The organism is Cellulomonas edaphi (assembly GCF_030362815.1).
GTDB classification, from domain to species: domain Bacteria; phylum Actinomycetota; class Actinomycetes; order Actinomycetales; family Cellulomonadaceae; genus Cellulomonas; species Cellulomonas edaphi.
In genome coordinates this window covers 306,695-329,529 of sequence record NZ_JAUCGR010000002.1, presented here as the reverse complement: position 1 = coordinate 329,529, position 22,835 = coordinate 306,695, and the positions used below count along the sequence as shown (strand labels likewise).

General features: G+C 70.2%; 19 protein-coding genes. 18 read left to right on the top strand and 1 reads right to left on the bottom strand.

Annotated features, from left to right (window positions below):
• The first annotated feature begins 52 nt into the window (after positions 1-52).
• The 12 genes from QRT05_RS07785 to aroC all read left to right on the top strand — a co-directional run bounded on the left by QRT05_RS07785 (position 53) and on the right by aroC (position 14,707).
• Complete coding sequence (locus QRT05_RS07785) at positions 53-1,726, top strand: GspE/PulE family protein (protein WP_289446511.1); 1,674 nt, start codon at positions 53-55, stop codon at positions 1,724-1,726.
• Between the two features lie 82 nt (positions 1,727-1,808).
• On the top strand, positions 1,809-3,419 hold the full coding sequence (locus QRT05_RS07780; protein ID WP_289446510.1) for a type IV pilus twitching motility protein PilT: 1,611 nt from the start codon (positions 1,809-1,811) through the stop codon (positions 3,417-3,419).
• The gene (locus QRT05_RS07775) at positions 3,419-4,648 is read left to right on the top strand and encodes a type II secretion system F family protein (RefSeq protein WP_289446508.1); all 1,230 of its coding nucleotides are present in this window, start codon (positions 3,419-3,421) and stop codon (positions 4,646-4,648) included. Before QRT05_RS07780 ends, QRT05_RS07775 begins: the two co-directional genes overlap by 1 nt.
• Positions 4,649-4,876: 228 nt before the next feature.
• Positions 4,877-5,332, top strand: coding sequence for a type II secretion system protein (locus QRT05_RS07770; RefSeq protein WP_289446507.1), 456 nt, complete (start codon positions 4,877-4,879; stop codon positions 5,330-5,332).
• A 115-nt stretch (positions 5,333-5,447) separates the two neighbouring features.
• Positions 5,448-7,346, top strand: coding sequence for a type IV pilus modification PilV family protein (locus QRT05_RS07765; protein ID WP_289446506.1), 1,899 nt, complete (start codon positions 5,448-5,450; stop codon positions 7,344-7,346).
• Positions 7,346-8,083, top strand: a complete 738-nt coding sequence (locus QRT05_RS07760; protein WP_289447383.1) for a PulJ/GspJ family protein — start codon at positions 7,346-7,348, stop codon at positions 8,081-8,083. The genes QRT05_RS07765 and QRT05_RS07760 overlap by 1 nt, the downstream gene beginning before the upstream one ends.
• Positions 8,083-9,939 (top strand): pilus assembly PilX family protein, encoded by a 1,857-nt coding sequence (locus tag QRT05_RS07755; protein ID WP_289446505.1) that lies wholly within the window; start codon positions 8,083-8,085, stop codon positions 9,937-9,939. The genes QRT05_RS07760 and QRT05_RS07755 overlap by 1 nt, the downstream gene beginning before the upstream one ends.
• 72 nt (positions 9,940-10,011) lie before the next feature.
• Entirely contained in the window at positions 10,012-10,797 is a 786-nt protein-coding gene (locus tag QRT05_RS07750) for a prepilin peptidase (protein WP_289446504.1), read from the top strand.
• A 117-nt stretch (positions 10,798-10,914) separates the two neighbouring features.
• Positions 10,915-11,976 carry a type IV pilus assembly protein PilM gene (pilM, locus tag QRT05_RS07745; protein WP_289446503.1) on the top strand — a complete coding sequence of 354 codons (1,062 nt, stop codon included), beginning with the start codon at positions 10,915-10,917 and terminating at the stop codon, positions 11,974-11,976.
• Positions 11,973-12,671, top strand: coding sequence for a PilN domain-containing protein (locus QRT05_RS07740; protein ID WP_289446502.1), 699 nt, complete (start codon positions 11,973-11,975; stop codon positions 12,669-12,671). The genes pilM and QRT05_RS07740 overlap by 4 nt, the downstream gene beginning before the upstream one ends.
• Positions 12,671-13,447: a hypothetical protein gene (locus QRT05_RS07735; RefSeq protein WP_289446501.1), complete on the top strand. Its 777-nt coding sequence runs from the start codon at positions 12,671-12,673 to the stop codon at positions 13,445-13,447. The genes QRT05_RS07740 and QRT05_RS07735 overlap by 1 nt, the downstream gene beginning before the upstream one ends.
• Positions 13,448-13,516: 69 nt before the next feature.
• Complete coding sequence (aroC, locus tag QRT05_RS07730; protein ID WP_289446500.1) at positions 13,517-14,707, top strand: chorismate synthase; 1,191 nt, start codon at positions 13,517-13,519, stop codon at positions 14,705-14,707.
• 67 nt (positions 14,708-14,774) lie between these two features.
• Here the strand turns inward: aroC and QRT05_RS07725 are convergent, their stop codons facing one another.
• Entirely contained in the window at positions 14,775-18,650 is a 3,876-nt protein-coding gene (locus QRT05_RS07725; protein ID WP_289446499.1) for a fibronectin type III domain-containing protein, read from the bottom strand.
• A 200-nt stretch (positions 18,651-18,850) separates the two neighbouring features.
• Here QRT05_RS07725 and QRT05_RS07720 point away from each other — a divergent pair, with 200 nt between their 5' ends.
• The 6 genes from QRT05_RS07720 to efp all read left to right on the top strand — a co-directional run bounded on the left by QRT05_RS07720 (position 18,851) and on the right by efp (position 22,834).
• The gene (locus tag QRT05_RS07720) at positions 18,851-19,414 is read left to right on the top strand and encodes a shikimate kinase (RefSeq protein WP_289446498.1); all 564 of its coding nucleotides are present in this window, start codon (positions 18,851-18,853) and stop codon (positions 19,412-19,414) included.
• A complete protein-coding gene (gene aroB / locus QRT05_RS07715) occupies positions 19,411-20,523 on the top strand; it encodes a 3-dehydroquinate synthase (RefSeq protein ID WP_289446497.1) in 1,113 nt (370 codons plus the stop codon). Before QRT05_RS07720 ends, aroB begins: the two co-directional genes overlap by 4 nt.
• A gap of 18 nt (positions 20,524-20,541) precedes the next feature.
• A complete protein-coding gene (locus QRT05_RS07710) occupies positions 20,542-20,970 on the top strand; it encodes a type II 3-dehydroquinate dehydratase (protein ID WP_289446495.1) in 429 nt (142 codons plus the stop codon).
• 65 nt (positions 20,971-21,035) lie between these two features.
• Positions 21,036-21,668, top strand: coding sequence for a helix-turn-helix domain-containing protein (locus tag QRT05_RS07705; protein ID WP_289446494.1), 633 nt, complete (start codon positions 21,036-21,038; stop codon positions 21,666-21,668).
• A gap of 103 nt (positions 21,669-21,771) precedes the next feature.
• On the top strand, positions 21,772-22,149 hold the full coding sequence (locus QRT05_RS07700; protein WP_289446493.1) for a hypothetical protein: 378 nt from the start codon (positions 21,772-21,774) through the stop codon (positions 22,147-22,149).
• 121 nt (positions 22,150-22,270) lie between these two features.
• A complete protein-coding gene (gene efp / locus QRT05_RS07695; protein WP_289446492.1) occupies positions 22,271-22,834 on the top strand; it encodes an elongation factor P in 564 nt (187 codons plus the stop codon).
• The last annotated feature ends 1 nt before the right edge of the window (position 22,835 follow it).

The window sequence follows — 22,835 nt, the reverse complement described above, 5'->3', positions numbered from 1 at the left end:
CCGATGAGCGGAGCAGAGGTGTGCTCCGCGCACCCTGTTCGGGAGGAGCGCCGTGAAGCAGCTGGGAGAAGTCCTGCTCGAGGAGGGCCTCGTCTCTGAGGCGCAGCTGCTCGCAGCGCTCGACGAGACGATGACCTCCGGAAACTCGCTGGGGCGCACGCTGGTGGAGATCGGCGTCCTGAGCGAGGGACAGCTGGTCCAGGCGCTCGCCGCCCAGGTGGGCATGCGGTACGTCGACCTCGACGACTTCGCGGTCGACCGCATGGCCGTCTCGATGGTGCCGGGCTCGCTGTGCCGCAAGTACACCGTGCTGCCCATCAGCATCGAGGGCTCGTCGCTCGTGCTCGCGACGTCGGACCCGGGCAACGTCATCGCCGTCGACGACATCCGCACGGTCACCGGGCGCCAGGTGATCTCGGTCATCGCGACGCACGACAACGTGCTGCGCGCGATCGACCGCTTCGTCCGCGCGGACGACGAGATGGAGAACCTCTCCTCGGCGTTCGAGGAGGCCGCCGCCGAGCCCGACCAGGACCTGTCGAAGATGGGCGAGGTCGTCGACGACGACGCGCCCATCGTCCGGTTCGTCAACCTCCTGGTGACGCAGGCGATCACCGACCGCGCCTCCGACATCCACATCGAGCCGAGCGAGCACGACCTGCGCGTCCGCTACCGCATCGACGGCGTGCTGCACGAGACCCAGCGCGCGCCCAAGCAGATCACGGGCGGCGTCGTGAGCCGCGTCAAGATCATGAGCGACATCGACATCGCCGAGCGGCGCAAGCCGCAGGACGGCCGCATGTCCGTGGTGCACAACGGTCGCAAGATCGACCTCCGCGTCGCGACGCTGCCGACCGTGTGGGGCGAGAAGATCGTCATGCGTATCCTCGACAACTCGACGGCGAGCCTCGACCTGCGCGACCTGTCGTTCCTCGAGCACAACTACGCGACGTACCGCGACTCGTACACCAAGCCGTACGGGATGATCCTGGTCACCGGGCCCACGGGGTCGGGCAAGTCGACGACGCTCTACGCGACGCTCAACGCCGTCTCCAAGCCGGAGATCAACGTCATCACCGTCGAGGACCCGGTCGAGTACCGCCTCCCGGGGATCAACCAGGTGCAGGTCAACCCGAAGGCGGGCCTGACGTTCGCCGGCGCGCTGCGCTCCATCCTGCGTTCCGACCCTGACGTCGTGCTGCTCGGTGAGATCCGCGACCACGAGACCGCGCAGATCGCCATCGAGGCGGCCCTGACGGGTCACCTCGTGCTCTCGACGCTGCACACCAACGACGCGCCCTCGGCGGTCACCCGGTTGACGGAGATGGGCATCGAGCCGTTCCTGGTCGGCTCCGCGCTCGACGCAGTGGTCGCCCAGCGCCTCGCGCGCCGGCTGTGCGAGAAGTGCAAGGTCCCGTACCAGCCGACCGAGAGCGAGATGCTCGCGGCCCGCTTCCCGTGGGCGCCGGGGGAGGAGATCCCGGAGCTCTACCGTCCCGGTGGCTGCGTCACGTGCTCGAAGACCGGGTACCGCGGACGTCTCGCGCTGCACGAGGTCATGCGCGTCACCGAGGACATCGAGCGCCACGCCGTGGCGCACTCTTCGAGCGCCGAGATCAACGCCACCGCGGTGCGGCAGGGCATGGTCCCGCTTCGCGACGACGGCTGGCACAAGGTGGTTCTGGGGCAGACGTCGATCGAGGAGATCCTGCGCGTCGTCGCATGACCGGCCCATTGCCCTCAAGTCGGGCACCGGGGGGACCGATGAACCGGCTAGATCGTGGCAACTGTCGACGTGGAGGACTGACGTGAGCGAGCACTACCCGCCGAGCGAGCCGACGCGGCCGCTGCCCCCGTACCGGCCCGCGGGTCCGCTCGGTGCTGCGGCCGAGCCCGAAGCCCCTCGTGCGCCCGTCGCGATGTTCTCGCCGATCCCGTCGCAGAACGCGCCCGTGCTCTCGGTCGCCGCGGCTCGCGCGGAGGCGGAGGCGCAGGCCGCTGCCGTGCGGCCGGCGCGCTCCATCGAGGAGGCGGTGCCGGGCGCGCCGCCGTCGGCCTTCCTGCCGACGCCCCAGACGCCCACCCGGCCGTACGTGCATCCCCAGCCGGGGACGTTCCTCCCGCAGGAGCAGCCGGCCCCGGCAGCGGCCGCGCCCGCGCCCGCCGCGCCGCCCGAGCGTCCGGAGGCACCGGCCGCGGCAGCACCCGCACCCGGTTCGCGTCGCGCGGCTGGACCGAGCCGCTCCACGGGAAGCCGCGACGCGGAGGAGGGCGACATCGCGATCGACGAGGTGCTGACCGAGATGGTCCGCCTCGGCGCCTCGGACGCGCACCTGACCACGGGCTCGCCGCCCATGGTGCGCGTGAGCGGCTCGCTGCGCCCGCTCGAGGGCTTCCCGGCCCTGATGCCGGAGCCGCTGCGCCGGACGCTGTTCGCGATCCTCACGCAGAAGCAGCGCGAGAAGTTCGAGGCCAACCTCGAGCTCGACATCTCCTACGCCGTGCGCGGGCTGGCCCGCTTCCGCGTGAACATCTACCAGCAGCGCGAGTCCATCGGCGCCGCGTTCCGCGTGATCCCCTACGAGATCAAGCCCCTCGAGGCGCTGGGCGTGCCCGCGGTCGTCGGCAACTTCGCCGGGCTTCCGCGCGGCCTGGTCCTCGTCACCGGTCCGACGGGCTCGGGCAAGTCCACGACGCTCGCGTCGATCGTCGACCTCGCCAACCGGACGCGCGAGGACCACATCATGACGGTCGAGGACCCCATCGAGTTCCTCCACCGCCACAAGAAGTCGCTGGTGAACCAGCGCGAGGTCGGGCAGGACACGCACTCTTTCGCGAACGCGCTCAAGCACGTGCTGCGGCAGGACCCGGACATCATCCTCGTCGGTGAGATGCGCGACCTCGAGACGATCTCGGTCGCGCTCACGGCGGCCGAGACGGGTCACCTGGTCTTCGCGACGCTGCACACGTCGGACGCCGCGCAGACCATCGACCGCGTGATCGACGTCTTCCCCGCCCACCAGCAGGACCAGGTGCGCACACAGCTGGCCGGCGCGCTGCAGGGCGTGGTGTGCCAGACGCTGTGCAAGCGGGCGGACACCCCCGGGCGGGCGGTCGCGACCGAGGTGCTGGTGGCGACTCCCGCCATCCGCAACCTGATCCGTGAGGGCAAGACCCATCAGATCTACTCCGCGATGCAGGCGGGTGCCAAGCAGGGCATGCACACCATGGACCAGCACCTCGCCGACCTCGTCAAGACGGGCAAGATCTCCTACGAGGTCGGGCTCGAGAAGTGCCACCACGTCGAGGACTTCAACCGCCTGACCGGGCGGTTCTCCGGTGCAGCCCAGGGTGCGTCGGCGATGAACGACCCGATGTCGATGGGTGGCTCCACCAACTCCTTCGGTCAGGTGCTGTGATGTCGGGAACCACGAAGACGTTCGAGTACGCCGTCCGTGACCGCGCGGGCAAGGTCGTCAAGGGCCGCGTCGACGCGACGAACCAGGCGGCGGTCGCCAACCGCCTGCGCGAGATGGGCATGGCCGCGATCTCGATCTCCGAGGTCAGCACGGGCGGCCTGAACGCCGAGATCAACATCCCGGGGTTCTCCAACAAGATCTCGCTGAAGGACCTGGCGATCATGTCGCGCCAGCTCGCGACGATGATCGACTCGGGTCTGTCTCTGCTGCGCGCCCTGGCGATCCTCGCGGAGCAGACCGAGTCCAAGCCGCTGGCCAAGGTCCTCGGCCAGGTGCGCAACGACGTCGAGGTGGGCTCGGCCTTCTCCGTGTCGCTGGCCAAGCACCCGGACGTCTTCCCGCCGCTGATGATCAACATGGTCAAGGCCGGCGAGGTCGGCGGTTTCCTCGACCAGACGCTCGTCTCCATCGCCGACAACTTCGAGGCCGAGGTCAAGCTCCGCGGGAAGATCAAGTCCGCGATGACGTACCCGGTCGTGGTGTTCGTCATCGCGATCCTCGCCACGACGGGCATGTTGCTGTTCATCGTTCCCGTCTTCGCGGGCATGTTCTCGAGCCTGGGTGGTGATCTGCCGCTGCCGACCAAGATCCTGGTGATGATGTCCAAGGGTCTCAAGATCGCGATCCTGCCGATCATCGTCGGGCTCATCGCGTTCGCCGTGTGGTGGGGCAAGCACAAGAACGACCGCGCCATCCGCGAGCGGGTCGATCCGTGGAAGCTCAAGCTCCCGGTTTTCGGCGGCCTTTTCCGCAAGATCGCCGTCTCGCGGTTCACAAGGAATTTCGGCACCATGATTCACGCTGGCGTCCCCTTGCTCCAGGCGCTCGATATCGTCGGCGAGACGAGCGGCAACCTGGTGATCGAGAAGGCTGCTCGCTCGGTGCAGGAGTCGGTACGCCGCGGGGAGTCGCTCGCGGGTCCGCTCGCGCAGCACCCGGTGTTCCCGCCCATGGTCGTCCAGATGATGGCGGTCGGTGAGGACACGGGGGCACTGGACACGATGCTGGGCAAGGTCGCGGACTTCTACGACGCCGAGGTCGAGGCCACCACCGAGCAGCTGACCAGCCTCATCGAGCCGCTCATGATCGTCGTCATCGGCGCGATCGTGGGCTCGATGGTGATCGCGATGTACATGCCGATCTTCGGCATCTTCAAGCTCATCGAGTGACCTGAGCGTCCTCGTGGCCCGGCGGGCCGTGCTCCTCGAGCGCGGCCCGCCGGGCCTTCTTCATGCTCGGGTGCAGGTGCCGTTCGGCCGTCCGAGTGAATCGGGACGCGCATTGCCCGTTTCCTCAAGATCCGCCCGCTCGCGGTCGATGGAGGGTTTGCACAACTGATCCGGCTCCGGCCGGCTTGAAATTGAAACCGACCATCCCGACTCACAGGGGAGCTGACAATGATCGCTCGCGTTCGTAAGTCCATCGAGGAGAAGGACAAGGGCTTCACCCTTATCGAGCTCCTCGTCGTCATGATCATCATCGGGATCCTCGCGGCCATCGCGATCCCCGTGTTCCTGAGCCAGCGCAAGAAGGCCCAGGACACCGCGGCCGTCTCGGACGTCTCGACGCTGGGCAAGGAGGTGGCCACGTACTACGTGGACGCCGACACCGCGCTCGCCGCCGGCACGCTCATGGCCTCGGGTCGCTACACCGTCGGCACGAGCGACGCGGGCAAGCAGAGCAACGGCGTCACCGCCGCTGACCTGTCCTACCCGGCCACCGCGACCGACGTCGTCTCCAAGTCGCAGAACTGGTGCGTCAAGGTCACGTACACCGGCGGCACGAAGACGGCCGTCGTGTACTCGGCCAAGAACGGTCTGGACAAGTCCGCGACCGCCGCTTGCCCCGCCTGATCTGAGTAACCGACAGCAGGTGGGCGGGAGTGTTCTCCCGCCCACCTGCTTCGCTCGTTGGAGCAGCAGTCCTCCTCGCGGTGGTGCACCGCGATCGTTCCGCATAGGGGTCCGCATGGTCGTCCACCAGCAGCGCGAGGCGCAGCAGCACGATGAAGGCTTCAGCCTCATCGAGCTCGTCATCGCCATGATCGTCCTCGGCGCGCTCTCGCTGGCCGTCATCGGCGTGATCCTCAACACCCAGTCGGCGACCGAGGGCAACCGCAGCCGCGTCGCCGCCGCGAACCTCGCCAGCCGCGAGATCGACCTCACGCGCGAGCAGTTCGCGGCCTCCGACACCGGCCCGCTGGACATCGCCAACGGCGGCACGATGGTCAACCAGCACCCGCTCGCCGGTGGGACGGCCGGACAGCCGATCATGATCGACGGCACCCCCTACACCGTGACGCGCTCGGCCCAGTGGAACGTGACCGGCACAGGCGCCTCCGCGTGCGAGGGTGGATCGCTCGTCTCGTACCCGACGTTGGGCATCACCGTGAGCGTGACGTGGCCCAACATGGGGAACGTCAAGCCCGTCGAGAGCACCACGGCGCTGGCACCGGACAAGGACACGGGTATCCAGTCGACGGACTCGTTCGTCGCCGCCAAGGTCCTCGACCAGGCCGCCGCGCCGCTCGCCGGCATCTCGGTGAAGGCCGCGTCCGGTGCGACGTCTGCTCTCGGGTTCACCGACGAGACGGGCTGCGCCGTGATCCGGGTCAACCCGGCGACCACGGGCACGGCCTACACGGTCTCCGTCAACGACCCGACCTACATCGACCTCTCCGGCACCGTGAACCCCAGCCGCAACACGGGCGTGATGTTGCGCGGGTCCATCTACAGCGGCGCGAGCTTCTCGGTGGCCAAGCCGGGCGCGATCACGGTGCGCATCGTGCGCGAGGACGGTGGACCTCTCTCGAACGCGCAGGTGGCCGGCTCCTCGATCACTCTCGTCGCCTCGCAGTACTCCGGTTCGACCGGCGCGACCGTGCGCACCGTCACCGGGCTGAGCACGACGTTCAGCGGGCTGTGGCCCACCACGTACGGGGCCTACTTCGGCACCAGCGCGCCGCCCGGCGGCTACCCCGTCGCGACGCTCGCCCCGGGTTCCGCCCTGACCATCGACGTGCCGTTCGCCATGGCGACCGGCAAGATCACCAACCTGCCCGTCGGGGCTCGGTCGCTCATCGCGGCTCCCGCCGGGACGGCGAACGGCTGCACCGACTCCCGAGCGACCACGTTCAGCGCCGGTGGGAGCGCGGACGTCACGCTGATCCCCGGCTCGTACGACCTGTACGTCACGGGAGACGCCTACACCTGCTCTCCCGGAGCGCCGGCCGTGGCGTTCGACGCGGGGGACAACGAGGACTTCGCCTGGGCGGCGACCACGCTGCAGCTCACCGGTGCCCCCACGGGTGGCAAGGTGTGGGCGATCGAGCGCAAGGCGTCCGGCCTCACGGGCCCCACGACGTGCCCCACGTCCTTCTCGGGCACGGCGATCGACATCAGCAACGCGCGGTCGGGACCCTTCGCGCTCGCCGCGGGCGACTGGTACGTGTGGCAGACGAACGGCGCCGTGAATGGCAGCTGCCAGTCGTACCCAGACCTGATCAATCCCGCCACGCTGCTGTACGGGCAGCCGAACGTGAAGGGGTGGAGCGCCTCCCCGGTCACGCTGCGCGTGACGAACCTGAACGCGGCCCTCTACATGGTGGTCAGCACCTCGGCGACGACGTGCTCGACGACCGCGGTGTCGCCCGCCCCCACGCTGCCCATCCAGGGCCCGACGGCCACCAGCGGCGCGACGCTCCAGGTCAGTGCACCGCGACCGGCCTCGGGAACGGTTACCTACAACGCGTACGTGTGGAACAAGGTGTCCGGCACGTGCACCAACCTCGGCACCTTCGTCGTCGGTCCTGCGACGGGGAGCCCGCTCTCGAAGCTGCCGACCTCGACCGGACAGGTGGGCCCGTGATGCGCCTCGACCACGCCCGCGGCGACCGCGGCAACTCCCTCACGGAGATGCTCATCGTGATGCTGATCTTCGGCGTCATCCTCGCGGCGGTGGGCACGCTGACCATGGGTTTCACGCGGTCGAACAGCCAGAACGTCTCGCGGCAGACCCAGGTGGAGAGTGCCCGCATGGCCTCGGAGACGATGAGCAAGTACCTGCGCACCGCGGTGATGCCGAGCCAGCTGACTTCCGCGTGCACGAACTGCCAGGACGCGTTCGTGCTCGGTCAGGACTTCGCGGTCCAGTTCTACGCGAACATCGACAACCCGGGAAACAGCGTCGGCCCGAGCCAGGTCACCTACACCGTGGTGCAGTCGGGTGCCTCGGCCGGTGATCTGGTCGAGAAGGTGCAGATCCCGGACTCGAACGTCCCCACGAGCACGGGGTACATCTACTGCAACGCGGAGGCCGGCACCGCGAGCCCCGCGTGCAAGGCACGGCTCCGCACGCGGACCGTCGCCAAGGGAGTGCAGGTAGCCGCCGGAGCGCCCGTGTTCACGTACTACCGGAAGAACGGGCAGCGGATGACGCCGACGGCGGGCTCCCTCACGACGGACGACCTCTCGAAGGTGCTGGCCGTGGAGCTCACGGTCTCCGTCCAGAGCGGCAAGTCCTACACCGTCGACCCGACGACCTACGTCCAGCGCGTGACCCTCCCGAACGCGCAGGCGGTCCTGAGGCAGGAGGCGGAGAACTGATGATGCGCTGGGTTCGCTCGAGGACTGCTGACGGCGAGGCGGGGTCCGCCCTCGTCTTCGTGGTCGGCACCATGCTCGTGCTGATGATGCTCTCGATGAGTGCGCTCGCGTACACGCTGTCGAGCACGAAGTTCGCGCGCTACGACCAAGACTTCACGGGTGCGATGGCAGCCGCGCAGGCCGGCATCGACGACTACATCTCGCGGATGAACCGCGACGACGGCTACTACCAGTCGCTCGACTGCACCAACAAGGCGCTCAAGACACCCATGACGACGACGAACCCGTGCAGCTGGAACTCGGCGACGCCCGTCGGCTGGCTTCCCGTCGACGGGGAGCGCACCGGCCCGCGCGACGCCTACTTCCACTACAAGTTCGACGCGACTCGCGCCGGCACCGAGGGGACCATCACGGTCACATCCACCGGCCGGGTCAACGGTGAGTACCGCACCATCGAGGCGGCCGTCGGCAAGGGCGGCTCGACGGACTACGTGTACTACACCGACTTCGAGTCGGGCGACCCCTCGAACAAGGTCGCGTACTCGTCGACGCCGGCGGCCATCTGTGGCGGCGCCGGCTACGACGCCGCGCAGTACTGGTGGGAGGGCCGCTCGGCCGCGAACCCGCAGTGCAGCGAGATCACGTTCGTCTCGCGTGACACGCTCCGTGGCGCGGTCTTCAGCAACGACTCGGTGCTCGCCGACGGACCGTCGTTCACCAACGGCTTCACGAGCGCGAACCCCGACTGCCGCAACGTCACGTCGTCGACGTCGACGTGGAACAAGTGCCTGCGCAAGGCCACGAACGGCACGTACAGCACGGCGAACTTCAACGGAGTGCAGCCGCAGTACTCCACGGCGCTCTACCTCGATGACACGTCGGCGGCCTTCGCAGGCTACCCGGGGTGCCACTACTACGGCTCCACGCGCATCCAGTTCCGCGCGGACGGCTCCATGCAGGTCTGGAACAGCAAGCTGAACAACGGCAACAAGGCGCCGCTCGCGATCGCGCCCCCCGCGGGCTCGGCGCCGAGCTGCGGCTCGGTCACCGACCTCAACTCGCCCGCCGGCGCGTCCGTCAGCGTTCCCGACAACATGGTCATCTACGCCGCCGGCGACGTCACGGGACTTCCGCGGTCCCAGTGCGACGCCGGCCAGCTGGGCGGCGTCTCGGGCCAGACCCTTCCCCTCGGTACGTTCACGAAGGCACTGGTGGCCGCGCGGCCGCCGACCAGCACCTCCACGTACACCTATGACGTGTCGATGGCCGACTCGACGAAGTACTGCCAGGAAGGCAACCTCTACGTCGAGGGCACGCTCAAGGGGCGGGTGACGCTCGCCGCGGAGCAGTCGGTGATCACCACGGGCGACGTCGTCCTCGCGGGCGGCCTGAACGGCGGCGACATGCTGGGTCTGGTGGCGACCAACGCGGTCGAGGTCTTCAACCCGCGCATCGCCACCGTGAAGGCAGCGACGTCGACGAGGTGGAACACCAACCCGGAGTCCGGGACCACGGAGAACCTGAGCTGGCCGAAGAACTACGCCGACCCGACCGGGGGCACCGCTGTCACCGGCGTGCAGATCATGGGTTCGATCCAGACCCTGCAGCACTCGTTCTACGTGCAGCAGTACAACCAGGGCGGCTGCCGGGACACCCTCCAGGTCAACGGCTCGATCGCTCAGCGCTGGCGTGGTGCGGTCGGGACGGGCAACTGCTCGACCGGCTACCTGAAGAGCTACAACTACGACACGCGGTTGCAGTACTCCGCCCCGCCGTATTTCCCTCGCTGGGTGAACGCACAGTGGTCGCAGCGGTACTTCGGTGAGGTCAAGACACCGAGCGCCATCAGGGGCTGAGGACCGGCTCGCTGCAGATACGGTGGGGCGGCGCTCGCGCCACCCCGCCGTCGACCGAAGGACTGATGACACGTGACAGGCCTCGCCGTCACCCTCGCCGTCGTGCTGGGGCTCGCCGTCGGGTCGTTCCTCAACGTCGTCGTGTGGCGCGTGCCTCGAGGGGAGTCGGTCTCCCACCCGCCCAGCGCCTGCCCACGGTGCGGCCACGCCATCCGGGCTCGCGACAACGTCCCCGTCGTCTCGTGGCTGCTCCTGCACGGGCGGTGCCGCGACTGCGGTGAGCCGATCTCCGCGCGGTACCCGACGGTCGAGGCCGGCACGGCCGTCGTGTTCGGGCTCGTGGCGTGGTGGACGGGGCTGAGCTGGACGCTGCCGGCGCTGCTGTACCTGGCGGCGATCTCCATCGCGCTCGCGCTGATCGACATCGAGACCCACCGTCTCCCTGACCGGATCGTGCTGCCGTCGTACCCGATCGCCGTCGCGCTGCTCGTGCTCGCGAGCGCCAACCCGGCGGGGGAGCCGGACTGGTCGGCCCTGGTGCGGATGGCGATCGGGGGAGTCCTCATGTTCGTCGTCTACTTCCTCATGCTGCTCGCCTACCCGCGCGGCATGGGCTTCGGTGACGTCAAGCTGGCCGGCGTGCTGGGCCTCTACCTGGGGTGGTTCGGGTGGGGAGCCCTGGTGGTCGGGTGGTTCTCTGCCTTCCTCCTGGGCGGCCTGTACTCCGTGGTGCTCCTGGCGCGTCGCAAGGCCGGAAGGAAGTCCGGTATCCCGTTCGGGCCGTGGATGATCCTCGGTGCCGCTGTCGGCATCGGGGCCGGGAACGAGATCTGGTCGGCGTACCTCGGCAGCATGTGAGGTCGCAGCACCCCGCGGTGCGACATACGCCCAAATGGTGGGTCCAAGACGCTCAAGTCGAGGCGCGAGTCGCCCGATAGGACGAAGGAAATCGTCCCGTCTGTCGGAAGGACCCTCGTGGCCAGCACACGTGTCATCGGGCTCGACATCGGCTCGACCTGCGTCCGTGCCGCCGAGCTCGAATTCCCGGGTGGCAACCGGACGGGGAAGAACCCGCCCTCGTTAGTCCGCTTCGGTGAGGTCGGGCTTCCGCTCGGTGCAGTCCGCGACGGCGAGGTCGTCCAGCAGGACATCGTCGCCCGCGCCCTTCGTCAGCTGTGGTCGCAGGCCAAGTTCGAGTCGAAGGACGTCGTCATCGGCGTCGGCAACCAGCGGGTGGTCGTGCGTGAGCTCGACCTGCCGTGGATGCCCTACGCACAGATCAAGGAGTCGCTCGCGTTCCAGGTGAGCGACTCGCTGCCGATGTCCATCGAGGACGCGCTGCTCGACTTCTACCCCACGTCGCAGTCCGACGGTCCCCAGGGTCGGATGGTCCACGGCATGCTGGTCGCCGCCCAGCGAGACACGGTGAGCACGAACGTGATCGCCGTGGAGGCCGCCGGTCTGCACCCGACGATGGTCGACCTCAACGCGTTCGCCCTCGTGCGCTCGCTCGCGCGAGGCGACCTCGCGCGGGGGACCACGGCGTTCGTCGACATCGGCGCCTCGGTCACCACGATCGTCATCGCGGACCAGGGCGTCCCCCGACTCGTGCGGTCGCTGCCGAGCGGTGGCCAGAACGTGACGGCCGCCGTCGCAGCCGCAGCGGGCATCTCGAACCCCGAGGCCGAGGTGGTCAAGCGTGAGGTCGGCATCGGCTACGCCGTGACGCCCGACCGCGCGGTCGCCTCCGAGGCCGTCAACGGCGTGGTGCGGACCCTCGTCGAGTCGATCCGCAACACGCTCGTCTACTACACGCAGAACGGCGGAGCGGCCATCGACGTCGTGGCGCTGATCGGTGGCGGGGCTCACCTTCCGGGTCTCGGCCAGTACCTGTCGAGCACCAGCCGGCTGCCGGTCACGCTCGGCGATCCGTTGAGCGGCCTCCGCACCTCCAAGACGGCCGACCGCGCCGCTCTGAACGGGCATGAGTCCCTGATCGCCCTCTCGGTGGGCCTGGCTTACGGAGTGGCGGCATGAACCTCACCCTGACCAAGTCGAGCACCAAGGCGCCGAAGGGCACCGCGCTCTCCGGGACGCTCCCGCAGGTCAACCTGCTGCCGCCCGAGGTGCGCGCGGCGCGCGGCCTCAAGGCGCTCAAGCGGCTCCTGGGCCTGGGTCTGGTGGCCGTGCTGATCCTGCTCGCCGGCGGCTACGTCGGCGCGACGCTGGTCTCCTCCAGCGCCGACGACGAGCTCACGGAGGCGCAGACCGAGACGGCGCGCCTGCAGAGCGAGCAGGCCAAGTACAAGGAGGTCCCGCAGGTGCTGGCCGCGCTGAGCAGCACCAGCAAGGCGATCGAGATGGGGATGTCGACCGACGTCGAGTGGGGCAAGTACATCGACGCGATCTCGGCCATCCTCCCCAAGGGGGTCAGCATCGACGTGCTCGGCATGTCGGGAGCGACGCCCATGATTGCGCCGCTGCCGCCCGGCGACCCGCTGCAGGCGCCCAGCGTCAGCCAGCTCACCTTCACGCTGCGCGCGAACTTCATCCCGGACTCCGCGCAGATGATGGACAAGCTCAACAAGATCCCCGGCTTCAGCGACTCCTGGGTCTCCGCCGCCGTCGCCACCGAGGACGAGCACGGCATCTACTACACCGTCACGTCCACCGTCCAGGTGACGCTCGCGGCGTACTCGCACCGGTTCGACGTCACCGAAGGGGTGAAGTGATGGCTGGCAGCAAGAGGTCCACGTGGATCGGCGGCACAGTCGTCGTCGCCCTGGTGCTCGGGGCCGCGGCGTGGTTCCTCGCCATCAGCCCGACGCTCGCGAGCGCGCAGGAGACGCGGACCCAGGCGTCTGAGACTCGCGATGCGAACGAGCTGCTCGAGCAGAGCGTCGCGCTGCTGAAGGCGCAGTCCGCCAAGCTGCCCGAGTACAAGAAGGAGCTCGCCGCGCTCCAGGTGCAGATCCCGACCACGGCGAAGCTGTCCGCGTACCTGCGCCAGATCGACACGATCGCCGAGTCGCACGGCGTCGTGGTCACCTCGCTGAGCCCGAGCCCGGCCGTGCCGTTCACGGTGCCCGTCGCTGCCGCCCCTGCACCGGCCCCCGCGGCCGAGGGCGAGCAGACGACGGACCCGAACGCCACGCCGACCCCGGCACCCGTGGTCGACAGCGGCGTGCCGGCCGGCATGGTCGCGATCCCGGTCTCGGTCACCGTGGTCGGCACGTTCGAGAACGCCCAAGCGTTCCTCAAGGACATGCAGAGCGGTGAACAGCGGATCCTGCTCATTGGCACGATGATGCTCACGTCGCAGAAGGAGGCGGGCGCCACCGGCGGTCGCCCGGCGACGAAGGAGGGTGACGCCGAGCTCGTCATCACGGGCTTCATCTACGCCCTTCCGGCAGGTCCGGTCGTTGCGGCCGACCCCGGTGCGAAGCCCGCACCGCTTCCGGGCACGCACGACGACAAGAACCCGCTCGACCCCATCAAGGGTCACTGAGCCGGACGACCCGTCCACCCTCCGGGCACTGCGCCCGGGGGGTGGACTTCGTCGTGAAAGGATGCGCGCATGCTGCGTTGGTTGACCTCGGGTGAGTCGCACGGACCGGCGCTCGTCGGCATCCTGGAAGGCCTCCCCGCCGGCGTACCCCTGACGACGGCGGACGTCCAGGCGGCCCTCGCGCGCCGTCGGCTCGGCTACGGACGCGGTGCTCGGATGAAGTTCGAGCAGGACCAGGTGCGCCTCGTCGGTGGTGTGCGCCACGGGCTCACCCAGGGCGGCCCGCTCGCGATCGAGGTCGGCAACACCGAGTGGCCGAAGTGGGTCGACGTGATGTCCGCCGACCCGCTCGAGGACCCGTCCGTGCTGGAACGGGCCCGCAACGCCCCGCTGACGCGGCCGCGCCCGGGGCACGCGGACCTGATTGGCATGCGCAAGTACGGATTTGACGACGCCCGGCCCGTCCTGGAGCGCGCGTCCGCGCGGGAGACCGCGACGCGCGTGGCCCTGGGAGTGGCCGCGGCGTCGCTGCTGGAGCACGCGTACGGCATCCGACTCGTCTCCCACGTGGTCTCGATCGGTACCGTCGCGGTGCCGGACGACGCCCCGCTACCGACGCCAGCAGACGTGCAGCAGCTCGACGACGACCCCGTCCGGTGCTTCGACGGCGCCACGTCGGCGGCGATGGTGGCCGAGATCGACGAGTGCCACAAGGACGGCGACACGCTGGGGGGCGTCGTCGAGGTGCTCGCGTACGGGCTCCCCTCCGGGCTGGGCTCGTACGTGCACGCGGACCGGCGGCTGGATGCGCGCCTCGCGGGAGCTCTCATGGGTATCCAGGCCATCAAGGGCGTCGAGGTCGGCGACGGCTTCCGCACGGCAGCTCGCCGCGGCTCGGCGGCGCACGACGAGATCGTGCGGTCGGAGGACGGCACGCTGACCCGGACGACGAACCGCGCCGGCGGTGTCGAGGGTGGCATGAGCAACGGCGAGGTGCTCCGGGTGCGCGCGGCGATGAAGCCGATCTCCACCGTGCCGCGGGCTCTGGCGACCGTCGACGTGTCGACCGGGGAGGTCGCCCGCGCGCAGCACCAGCGGTCTGACGTGTGCGCGGTGCCGCCGGCCGCCGTGGTCGCCGAGGCGATGGTGGCCTTGGTGCTCGCGGACGCTCTGCTCGAGAAGTCGGGCGGCGACTCGCTGGACGAGGTGCGGCGCAACCTGCACGCCTACGCCGACGCCGTGCCCGAGCGTCTGCGCTGAGCCCGCGCCGGACGCACGTCGGGCCCGGCAGCCGCCCGCGTGGCGGCGCCGGGCCCGACGGCTTCGGCTACTTCGCGACGACCGAGGTCACCACGGCACCGGCACTCAGCCCCGTGTCGCTCGTGCTCCGGACCCGCACGTAGTAGGTCGTGCCCTTCTTCGGACCCGTCCAGGTGTACGACCTCGCGCTCACGGAGGCCGACTTGACCGTCGTCCAGGTGGACATGTTCTTGGACACCTGCACCTTGTAGCCCGAGAGCTTGGAGCCGTTGGCGGAGGCCGTCGTCCAGGCAACCTTGATCTTGCCCGTGTATGCCGTGGCCGTGACCCGCTTGGGGTCGAGCGGCCGGCCTGCCGGCTTCACGGCCACCGCCGCCGACCACGGGCCGGGGCCTACGGTGCTCTCGGCGCGCACCTGGACCTCGTAGCTGACGCCGTTGGTGAGGGATGCCACGACGGCCGTGCGAGGGGAGTACGACGCCTGGGGCCCGCGCTTCCAGGCGGACCACTTCTTCAGCGACGTGCTGTACGAGCGGTACTGCAGCGTGTAGCCCGTGACGATCGCGCCGCCGCTGGACGCCGGTGCGGACCAGGTGGCCGTCGCGATCATGTCGCCGCGCTTGAGGGCGAGTGAGCGCGGGGCCGACGGAGTGGTGAGCGTCGCCTTGGTCGCCACCGCGTAGTCCCCGGTGCCCACCGAGTTCCGCGCGGCCACCTTCACCTCGTAGGACGCCCCACGGAGCAAGCCCGTCAGCGCGATGGTAGGCGCGACGGTCGTCTTGGTGACCCAGGATGCGGCGCCTGCTGCCCGGTACTGCACGACGTAGGACGTCACGGGGTCGCCGCCCTGGTCGTAGGGGAGCGACCACGCCGCCGTGAGACCGCCGAGCGACGGCGTGACCTGGAAGTAGGTCACCGCCCCGGGGTAGGTGGCCGTCTGCACGCGCTGCGGTGCCGACCACGGGCCCACGCCCTCGGAGTTGGCCGCCCGGATCTCGAACTCGTAGACCGTCGCCTTGAGGAGCCCACCGACGGTGTACGCGGTGACGCCGCTGCCGAGCGCTGTGGGGGTGCTCCACTCCGTGGGTGCTCCCGTGGGGTCCACCACGCGGTATCGCACGGCGTATGCGGGTGCCGCGACGGCGCCACGGCTCGGGCCGCTCAGATCAGCCCACACCAGCTCGACGGACGTCCCGACCGAGCGCACGGTGCCGAAGTACGGCGCAGCCGGCGTGGTCGACGCGGTGAACGCGCGGACGGCCGACGTGCCGACCGCGGTGGTCCCGCCGAGCCGCTCGGGCACGGCAGTCACCTGCCAGTAGTACTGCGTGCCGAACGGGAGCGGGACCGTGGGGGAGAAGGCCGTGGCCACCGTCTCGAAGGGCGTCGCGGCCGGCAGAGTGCCCGGCGACGTCGCGATGCGGACCACGTACCGCGAGGCGCCGGGCACCGGCGACCAGTCCAGGACGCGGTTCGCCGTCGTCAGCACGCTGTCGTCCGGCGTGCTGAGTCCGACGGTCGCCTTGGCCACGGTGAACGTCCCGGTCGCGCTCGGGTCGGTGGCGTTGTCCGCGTCGTCGAAGGACCGGACCCGCCACGCGTAGACGCCGGGCGCCAGTGAGTCGACCGTCGCGGTCGACTGGCGCAGGACCTCGGGGGAGAGCGGGATGGCGAGGTTGTCGTTCCCCTCGGGCCAGAGCTCGCCGGAGAAGCGCTTGACCGGCGCGTCACTGTGCCAGCCCAGGGTGACGGTGGTGCCGTCGACCTGCGCGGACAGGCCCGTCGGAGCGGGTGCCGCGATGGTGAAGCCCTGCAGCACCGAGGCGCGGCCCGCGACGCCGAGCGCGTCCAGCGGCGCGACGGAGAACCGGTACTTCCCCGGCGCGAGGGCGACGCCGGTGGTCGGGTCCTTGGCCAGGTAGTAGGGGAACTCGGCGGTGGTGCTTCCCATGGGCGTCGTCGACGTCAGGCCCTTGTAGATCGTCACCTTGTAGCCCCGCGAGCCGCCGTCGTCGGGAGCGCTCAACGACTGCGGTCGCCAGCGCAGCAGGAGGGACCCGTCGGAGGACACCGTGGTGGGCTCGACGCCCGTGAAGTCGCTCGGGGTGCTCTGCTTCTGCCAGACCAGCGGGTCCGAGGGCGAGAGCAGCACGGACTCGGTGTAGTTCTGCCACTGCTCGTCCATGTTGATGCCCTGGACCTGCCAGTAGTAGCTGCCGGCGTCCACGTCGGCGAAGACGCCGTCCACGCGCAGCACTGCCGAGGGCGTGTAGAACGTGCGGACGACCGAGTTCATGCCGAGGTTGCGGGCGATGGTGACCCGGTAGGCGTTCACGCCCTGGACGGGCTGCCACGTCAGCCGCGGCGCGGGCTTGCCGAGGTGGGTCGCGGACTCCGCGGCCCAGGCGTCGAGGTCCGGCTGGACCTGGTCGGTGGCCACCGGAGACGGGTCGGTGACCGTGATGAAGCGACGGTTGACCGTGAACTGGTCGGACCACGGCGAGACGAGCGTCTCGTCGTTCGTGGTGCTGTAGGACGCCTGGGAGCCGGCGGGGTAGTCCAGGGCGCGGACGTGCCACAAGTACTTCTTGCCCGGCTGCACACGCTGCACGGCGTTCGAGGTCCACAGGCACGGTGCATCACCCGCGAGGAGGGACTTGTCGTCGCCCTGCGCGCTGTCGATGCGCCCGATGATGGTCGCGGACGTGCTGGCAGTACGGCAGGTCAGCGTGGCGAGGCTGCCACCGACCTCCCGCAGCTCGACCTCGTACGCGGTGGCTCGCGGCAGCGGCTCCCACGACAGCTCGAACTGGTCCAGGGGGATCTCGGTCGGAGCGGCCGACGAGTTCGATCCCGCCATCGTCACCGGGGTACCGAGCACGAAGCTGGTCGTCGCGACGGACTCGCCCGACTGCGCGCCCCACGCCTTGACGAAGCCCTGCGCCTCAGAACGAGCCCCGAGGTTGCCGGCGGCATCGCGGGCACGGACCTGCCACCAGTAGTTCGTGTCGGAGAACTGGATCTTGGGCACGTACGTCGTGCTCGTCGTGCTGGCGGAGTCCTTCACGGTGATGACGTCCCCGTGCGAGTCCTTCGCTGCGCCGATGACGATCGAGTAGCCCGAGGCGCCCGGCACGGGCTTCCAGGTGAAGCGCAGGTCGGAGTAGGTCGTTGCGCCGTCGGCCGGCGAGATGAGCTCGGGCGCCGAGGCCGCCCGGGGCCAGTTGACGTTGAAGAACGAGGTCGGTGCGTACGGCCCGCTCGTCGGGCCAGTCGCCGTGGAGAAGTTGGCCCGGACCCGCCAGTACCAGCGCGCTCCAGCCTCGTCGTCCGGGTCGGTGCCGCGGCCCAACGATGCCGAGGGCGAGTAGGACGTTCCGACCACGGCGGGCACGGTGGTCGTGGTCGCGGTGGGGAAGCTCGGGTCCGACGAATAGCTCAGCGTGTACGAGACCGCGCCCTGCACCGTTGCCCAGGAGAAGGTTACGGGCGTCGGGTACGTGATCACGGACCCCGAGACGGGCGCCGACGGGGTGGGTGCCGCTGCCGCGGGACGGTCGAGCGTGGCCACGGCCGAGTACGACCCGAGCGAGCTCTCGTTGATGCTGTCGCCGAAGGCCGCCACGCGCCAGAAGAGGGTTCGCGGGACGGCGACGTCGAGAGTGCTCGTGGGAACCCACGAGCGGCCGAAGGTGCTCGCACGCGCGATGATGTTGCCGCTGCTGAACGAGTCGTCGGTCGCGATCTGGATGGAGTACGCCGCGGCTCCGTCCACGGCCGACCAGGAGAAGACGGGGTCGCCGCCCAGGTTCGCGACCGCCAGGCCGGAGGGTGCGGCGACGAGCGTGCTCTCCGCCGCGACGACCGGCGCTGCGAGGCCGACGGCCCCTGTCAGTGCCAGGGCGATTCCTGTCAGAAGGGCGACACCACGACGATTGAACACAGATGCCTCCTGGCAACCACAGAAACGACTCGGGCGTAGTTCGGCACATCGGAGGGTGAACCTGAGGTCGGGCGTGGTGCGAGTTCGTGCGTTCACTCGTTCGGCACGTCCGCGTCGCCGTCCGCGGTGCCTCGCAGGCTGCGGCGCCCGGCCGTGGACGCCGCTGCCGTCGCGCGCATCGCGGCGGCTAGTCTCGGTCCGTGCCAGAGCCGCTCACCGCCCCCCGCGTCGTCCTCGTCGGACCTCCGGGCTCCGGCAAGTCCACCGTGGCGGCCGCTCTGGGCGAACGCTGGCAGCTCGCGGTGCGTGACACGGATGCGGATGTCGAGGCCACGGCGGGCAAGTCGATTCCCGAGCTGTTCGTCGACGACGGTGAGCCGCACTTCCGTGCGCTCGAGAGCGCGGCAGTGCTCGCGGCGCTCGCCGAGCACGACGGCGTGCTCGCGCTGGGTGGCGGTGCGGTGCTGGACCTCGGGACCCAGCAGGCACTCGACGACTACGCGAGCGGCGGCGGCGTGGTCGTCTTTCTCGACGTGACGCTGACCCACGCCGCCCCGCGCGTGGGCTTCAACCAGTCGCGCCCCCTGCTGCTCGGCAACCCGCGCGCGCAGTGGGCGGCGCTCATGGAGGCGAGGCGTCCGATCTACGAGCGGCTCGCCACCATCACCGTGCTGACAGACGACCTGCGCCCCACCGAGGTGGCGGAGCGCATCGAGACCGAGCTGGCCGCGCTTCGCCGGGCCGCCGTGGAGGACGAGGCATGACGACGACGGTCAAGGTGGACGGGGCGCAGCCCTACGACGTGGTCATCGGCCACCACCTGCTGGGCGCGCTGCCCGGGCTGCTGGGGACGGACGTCCGACGGGTGCTCGTCGTGCACCCCGCCGCGCTGGCGACCACCGCCGACGCGGTGATCGAGGACCTGCGCGGGGCGGGGTACGAGGTGTTCGGCGCCGAGGTGCCGGACGCCGAGGAGGCCAAGACGGCCCAGGTCGCCGCGTTCCTGTGGGGCGTGCTGGGGCAGGCAGACTTCACGCGGACCGACGCGGTGGTGGCGGTCGGCGGCGGCGCCACCACGGATCTCGGCGGGTTCGTCGCGGCGACCTGGCTGCGCGGGATCCGGGTGGTCCAGGTGCCGACGACACTGCTCGCGATGGTCGACGCGGCCGTGGGGGGCAAGACCGGGATCAACACCGCCGAGGGCAAGAACCTGGTGGGCGCGTTCCACCCGCCCGCGGGTGTGCTGTGCGACCTGGCGGCGCTGGCGTCGATGTCGAAGCACGACTTCGTCGCGGGCCTGGCCGAGGTGGTCAAGTGCGGCTTCATCGCCGACCCGCGCATCCTGGAGCTGGTGGAGGCGAACGTCGAGCTCCTCACCGACCCCGTCGCCGCCTCGGGCAGCGCCGTGCTGGCCGAGCTCGTCGAGCGGGCGGTCGCCGTCAAGGCGCGCGTGGTGGGGGAGGACCTCAAGGAGGCCGGCCTGCGCGAGATCCTCAACTACGGCCACACGTTCGCGCACGCGATCGAGAACGTCGAGCGCTACCAGTGGCGGCACGGTGCCGCCGTGTCCGTCGGCATGGTCTACGTCGCCGAGCTCGCGCGCCTCGCCGGGCGGCTGTCCGACGACGTGGTGGACCGGCACCGGTCGATCCTCGGCTCACTAGGCCTGCCGGTGTCGTACCGCGGCGACCGCTGGGAGCGGCTGCTGACCGCCATGCGGCGGGACAAGAAGACGCGCGGGGACCTGCTGCGGTTCGTGGTGCTCGAGGACGTGGGCAAACCGGCTCGCCTGGAGGGTCCCGACCCGACGCTGCTGGTCGCGGCCTACGCGGAGGTCAGCCGCGAGGAGACGTCCACCGCGATCGCGCTCTAGGGGCCTAGGGTGACCGCCATGACGCGCGTGCTGGTGCTCAACGGACCCAACCTGGGCCGGCTCGGATCCCGCGAGCCCGAGGTGTACGGCTCCGCCACCCACGCGGACCTCGTCGCGGCCGTGGCCGACTGGGCCGCCGAGCGCGGACTCGAGGCCGAGGTGCGCCAGACCGACGACGAGTCGCAGCTGGTGGGCTGGCTGCACGAGGCCGTCGACACCCGGAGCGACGTGGTGCTCAACCCCGCGGCGTTCACGCACTACTCCTACGCCCTCCGCGACGCCGCAGCCCAGGTCACCTCGGCCGGCCTGCGGCTCGTCGAGGTGCACCTCACGAACCCGTACGCCCGCGAGTCGTTCCGGCACCTGTCGGTCATCGGCCCCGTCGCGACGGGCACCGTGGCGGGCTTCGGCCTCGACTCCTACCGGTTGGCCCTGGCCGCACTCTGAACGTCGCTGCGGACGAACAACCCGCAGGGCTTGTTGTCGTGAAGACAACCGTGCATGATTGTGCGATGCCCTACGCCCTCACCATCGACCAGCGCGGCTCCCGCATCCACGGCGACCGGGTCGAGGACTTCCTCGCCCGCCTGGCCGCGCTCCTCGAGCGCGCCGACCCGACGGGCGCGGCCGTGGTGCGCCCGTTCGAGCGCACCGTGGGCGACGAGGTCCAGGCCGTGCTCGACGACCCCCGGGTCGTCGTGGACCTCGCCCTGAGCGTCGCCAGGGACGGCGGGTGGTCCGTGGGGATCGGCGCCGGACCGGTCGACGAACCCTTGCCCGAGTCGGCACGCGCGGGTTCCGGTGCGGCGTTCATCCTCGCGCGCACGGCGGTCGAGGCCGCGAAGAGCCGCAGCCGGTCCGTGGCGCTGGCGGTGCGCGCGGTCGACGACGGCGCCGGCCGCGACGCGGAGGCCGTGCTGGTGCTCGCGGCGGCGACGGCCGCACGACGCTCGGAGCAGGGGTGGCAGGTGGTGGACGCCATGGCCGAGGCCGGGCTGCGGCAGGAGGACGTCGCCGAGCGCCTCGGCATCTCGCAGCAGGCCGTGAGCAAGCGGCTGCGCACGGCGCTGTGGGCCGAGGAGATCGCGGCACGCTCGGCCGCCGTGCGGCTGCTGGCTCTCGCCGCGGGAGAGCGTCCCGCGTGACGGCACGTCGGATGGACGGGGCGCCGGCCTTCGGCCACGATCGAGGCCGGGCCGCGGGCGACCGCGTGCCGGACCCGAGACCGCCCTGCCCGGAAGGAGTGCCGTGCCCGCGCTCATCGTGATCGTCGCCCTGCTCGTCTCCGCGGCGGGGGGCTGGCTCGTGGTGCGCGGCGTGCTGCGGCTCGCGTCGCGGTCCGACGACGCGGGGGAGCCCGCGGGGGACGGCCCCGAGGGGACGCAGGCCATCGCCTCGCTGCGCGGCGGGACCTGGATCGGCATCCTCGAGCGTCTCGCGGTGACCATGTGCGTCCTGCTCGACGAGTCCGCCGGCATCGCCGTGGTCGTCGCGGTCAAGGGCCTGGGTCGCTTCCCCGAGCTGCGCGAGAACCCCGGCGCGTCGGAGCGGTTCGTCATCGGCACGCTCGCCTCCCTGGTGTTCAGCGCCGCGGTCGGCGTCGGCGCCCGCGCGCTGCTCTCCTGACGGGCAAACCGGTCCGGCGCCCGGGGCCAGAGCGGGCGGGTACGATGGTCGGCGGTCTGCGGACCGGCGCGCGTGCGCCGGCGCAGAGGACAACACACTCCCCGACAGGAAGCGACGGATCGTGGCGACCACCAACGACCTGAAGAACGGCACCGTGCTGAAGATCGACGGCCAGCTCTGGACCGTCATCGAGTTCCAGCACGTCAAGCCCGGCAAGGGTGGCGCGTTCGTCCGCACCAAGCTCAAGAACGTCCTGTCCGGCAAGGTCGTCGACCGCACGTTCAACGCCGGCCTGAAGGTCGAGACGGCCAACGTCGACAAGCGCGACATGCAGTACCTGTACAAGGACGGCACCGACTTCGTGTTCATGGACACGGACACGTACGACCAGATGCACATCCCGGAGGCCACGGTCGGCGACGTCGCCCACTTCCTCCTGGAGAACCAGAACGCCATGGTCGCCACCAACGAGGGCGCGCCGCTGTACGTCGAGCTGCCGCCGTCGGTGATCCTCGAGGTCACCTACACCGAGCCCGGCCTGCAGGGTGACCGGTCGTCGGCCGGGACCAAGCCGGCCACGCTCGAGACCGGCTACGAGATCCAAGTGCCGCTGTTCCTCGAGTCGAACACCAAGGTCAAGGTGGACACCCGCGACGGGAGCTACCTCGGCCGCGTGAACGACTGAC

Excerpts from the sequence above, each read along its gene's own strand:
- QRT05_RS07775 (WP_289446508.1), top strand. The coding sequence starts at position 3,419 with ATGTCGGGAACCACGAAGACGTTCGAGTACGCCGTCCGTGACCGCGCG.
- QRT05_RS07770 (WP_289446507.1), top strand. The coding sequence starts at position 4,877 with ATGATCGCTCGCGTTCGTAAGTCCATCGAGGAGAAGGACAAGGGCTTC.
- QRT05_RS07765 (WP_289446506.1), top strand. The coding sequence starts at position 5,448 with ATGGTCGTCCACCAGCAGCGCGAGGCGCAGCAGCACGATGAAGGCTTC.
- QRT05_RS07760 (WP_289447383.1), top strand. The coding sequence starts at position 7,346 with ATGCGCCTCGACCACGCCCGCGGCGACCGCGGCAACTCCCTCACGGAG.
- QRT05_RS07755 (WP_289446505.1), top strand. The coding sequence starts at position 8,083 with ATGATGCGCTGGGTTCGCTCGAGGACTGCTGACGGCGAGGCGGGGTCC.
- QRT05_RS07740 (WP_289446502.1), top strand. The coding sequence starts at position 11,973 with ATGAACCTCACCCTGACCAAGTCGAGCACCAAGGCGCCGAAGGGCACC.
- QRT05_RS07735 (WP_289446501.1), top strand. The coding sequence starts at position 12,671 with ATGGCTGGCAGCAAGAGGTCCACGTGGATCGGCGGCACAGTCGTCGTC.
- aroC (WP_289446500.1), top strand. The coding sequence starts at position 13,517 with ATGCTGCGTTGGTTGACCTCGGGTGAGTCGCACGGACCGGCGCTCGTC.
- aroB (WP_289446497.1), top strand. The coding sequence starts at position 19,411 with ATGACGACGACGGTCAAGGTGGACGGGGCGCAGCCCTACGACGTGGTC.
- QRT05_RS07710 (WP_289446495.1), top strand. The coding sequence starts at position 20,542 with ATGACGCGCGTGCTGGTGCTCAACGGACCCAACCTGGGCCGGCTCGGA.
- QRT05_RS07705 (WP_289446494.1), top strand. The coding sequence starts at position 21,036 with ATGCCCTACGCCCTCACCATCGACCAGCGCGGCTCCCGCATCCACGGC.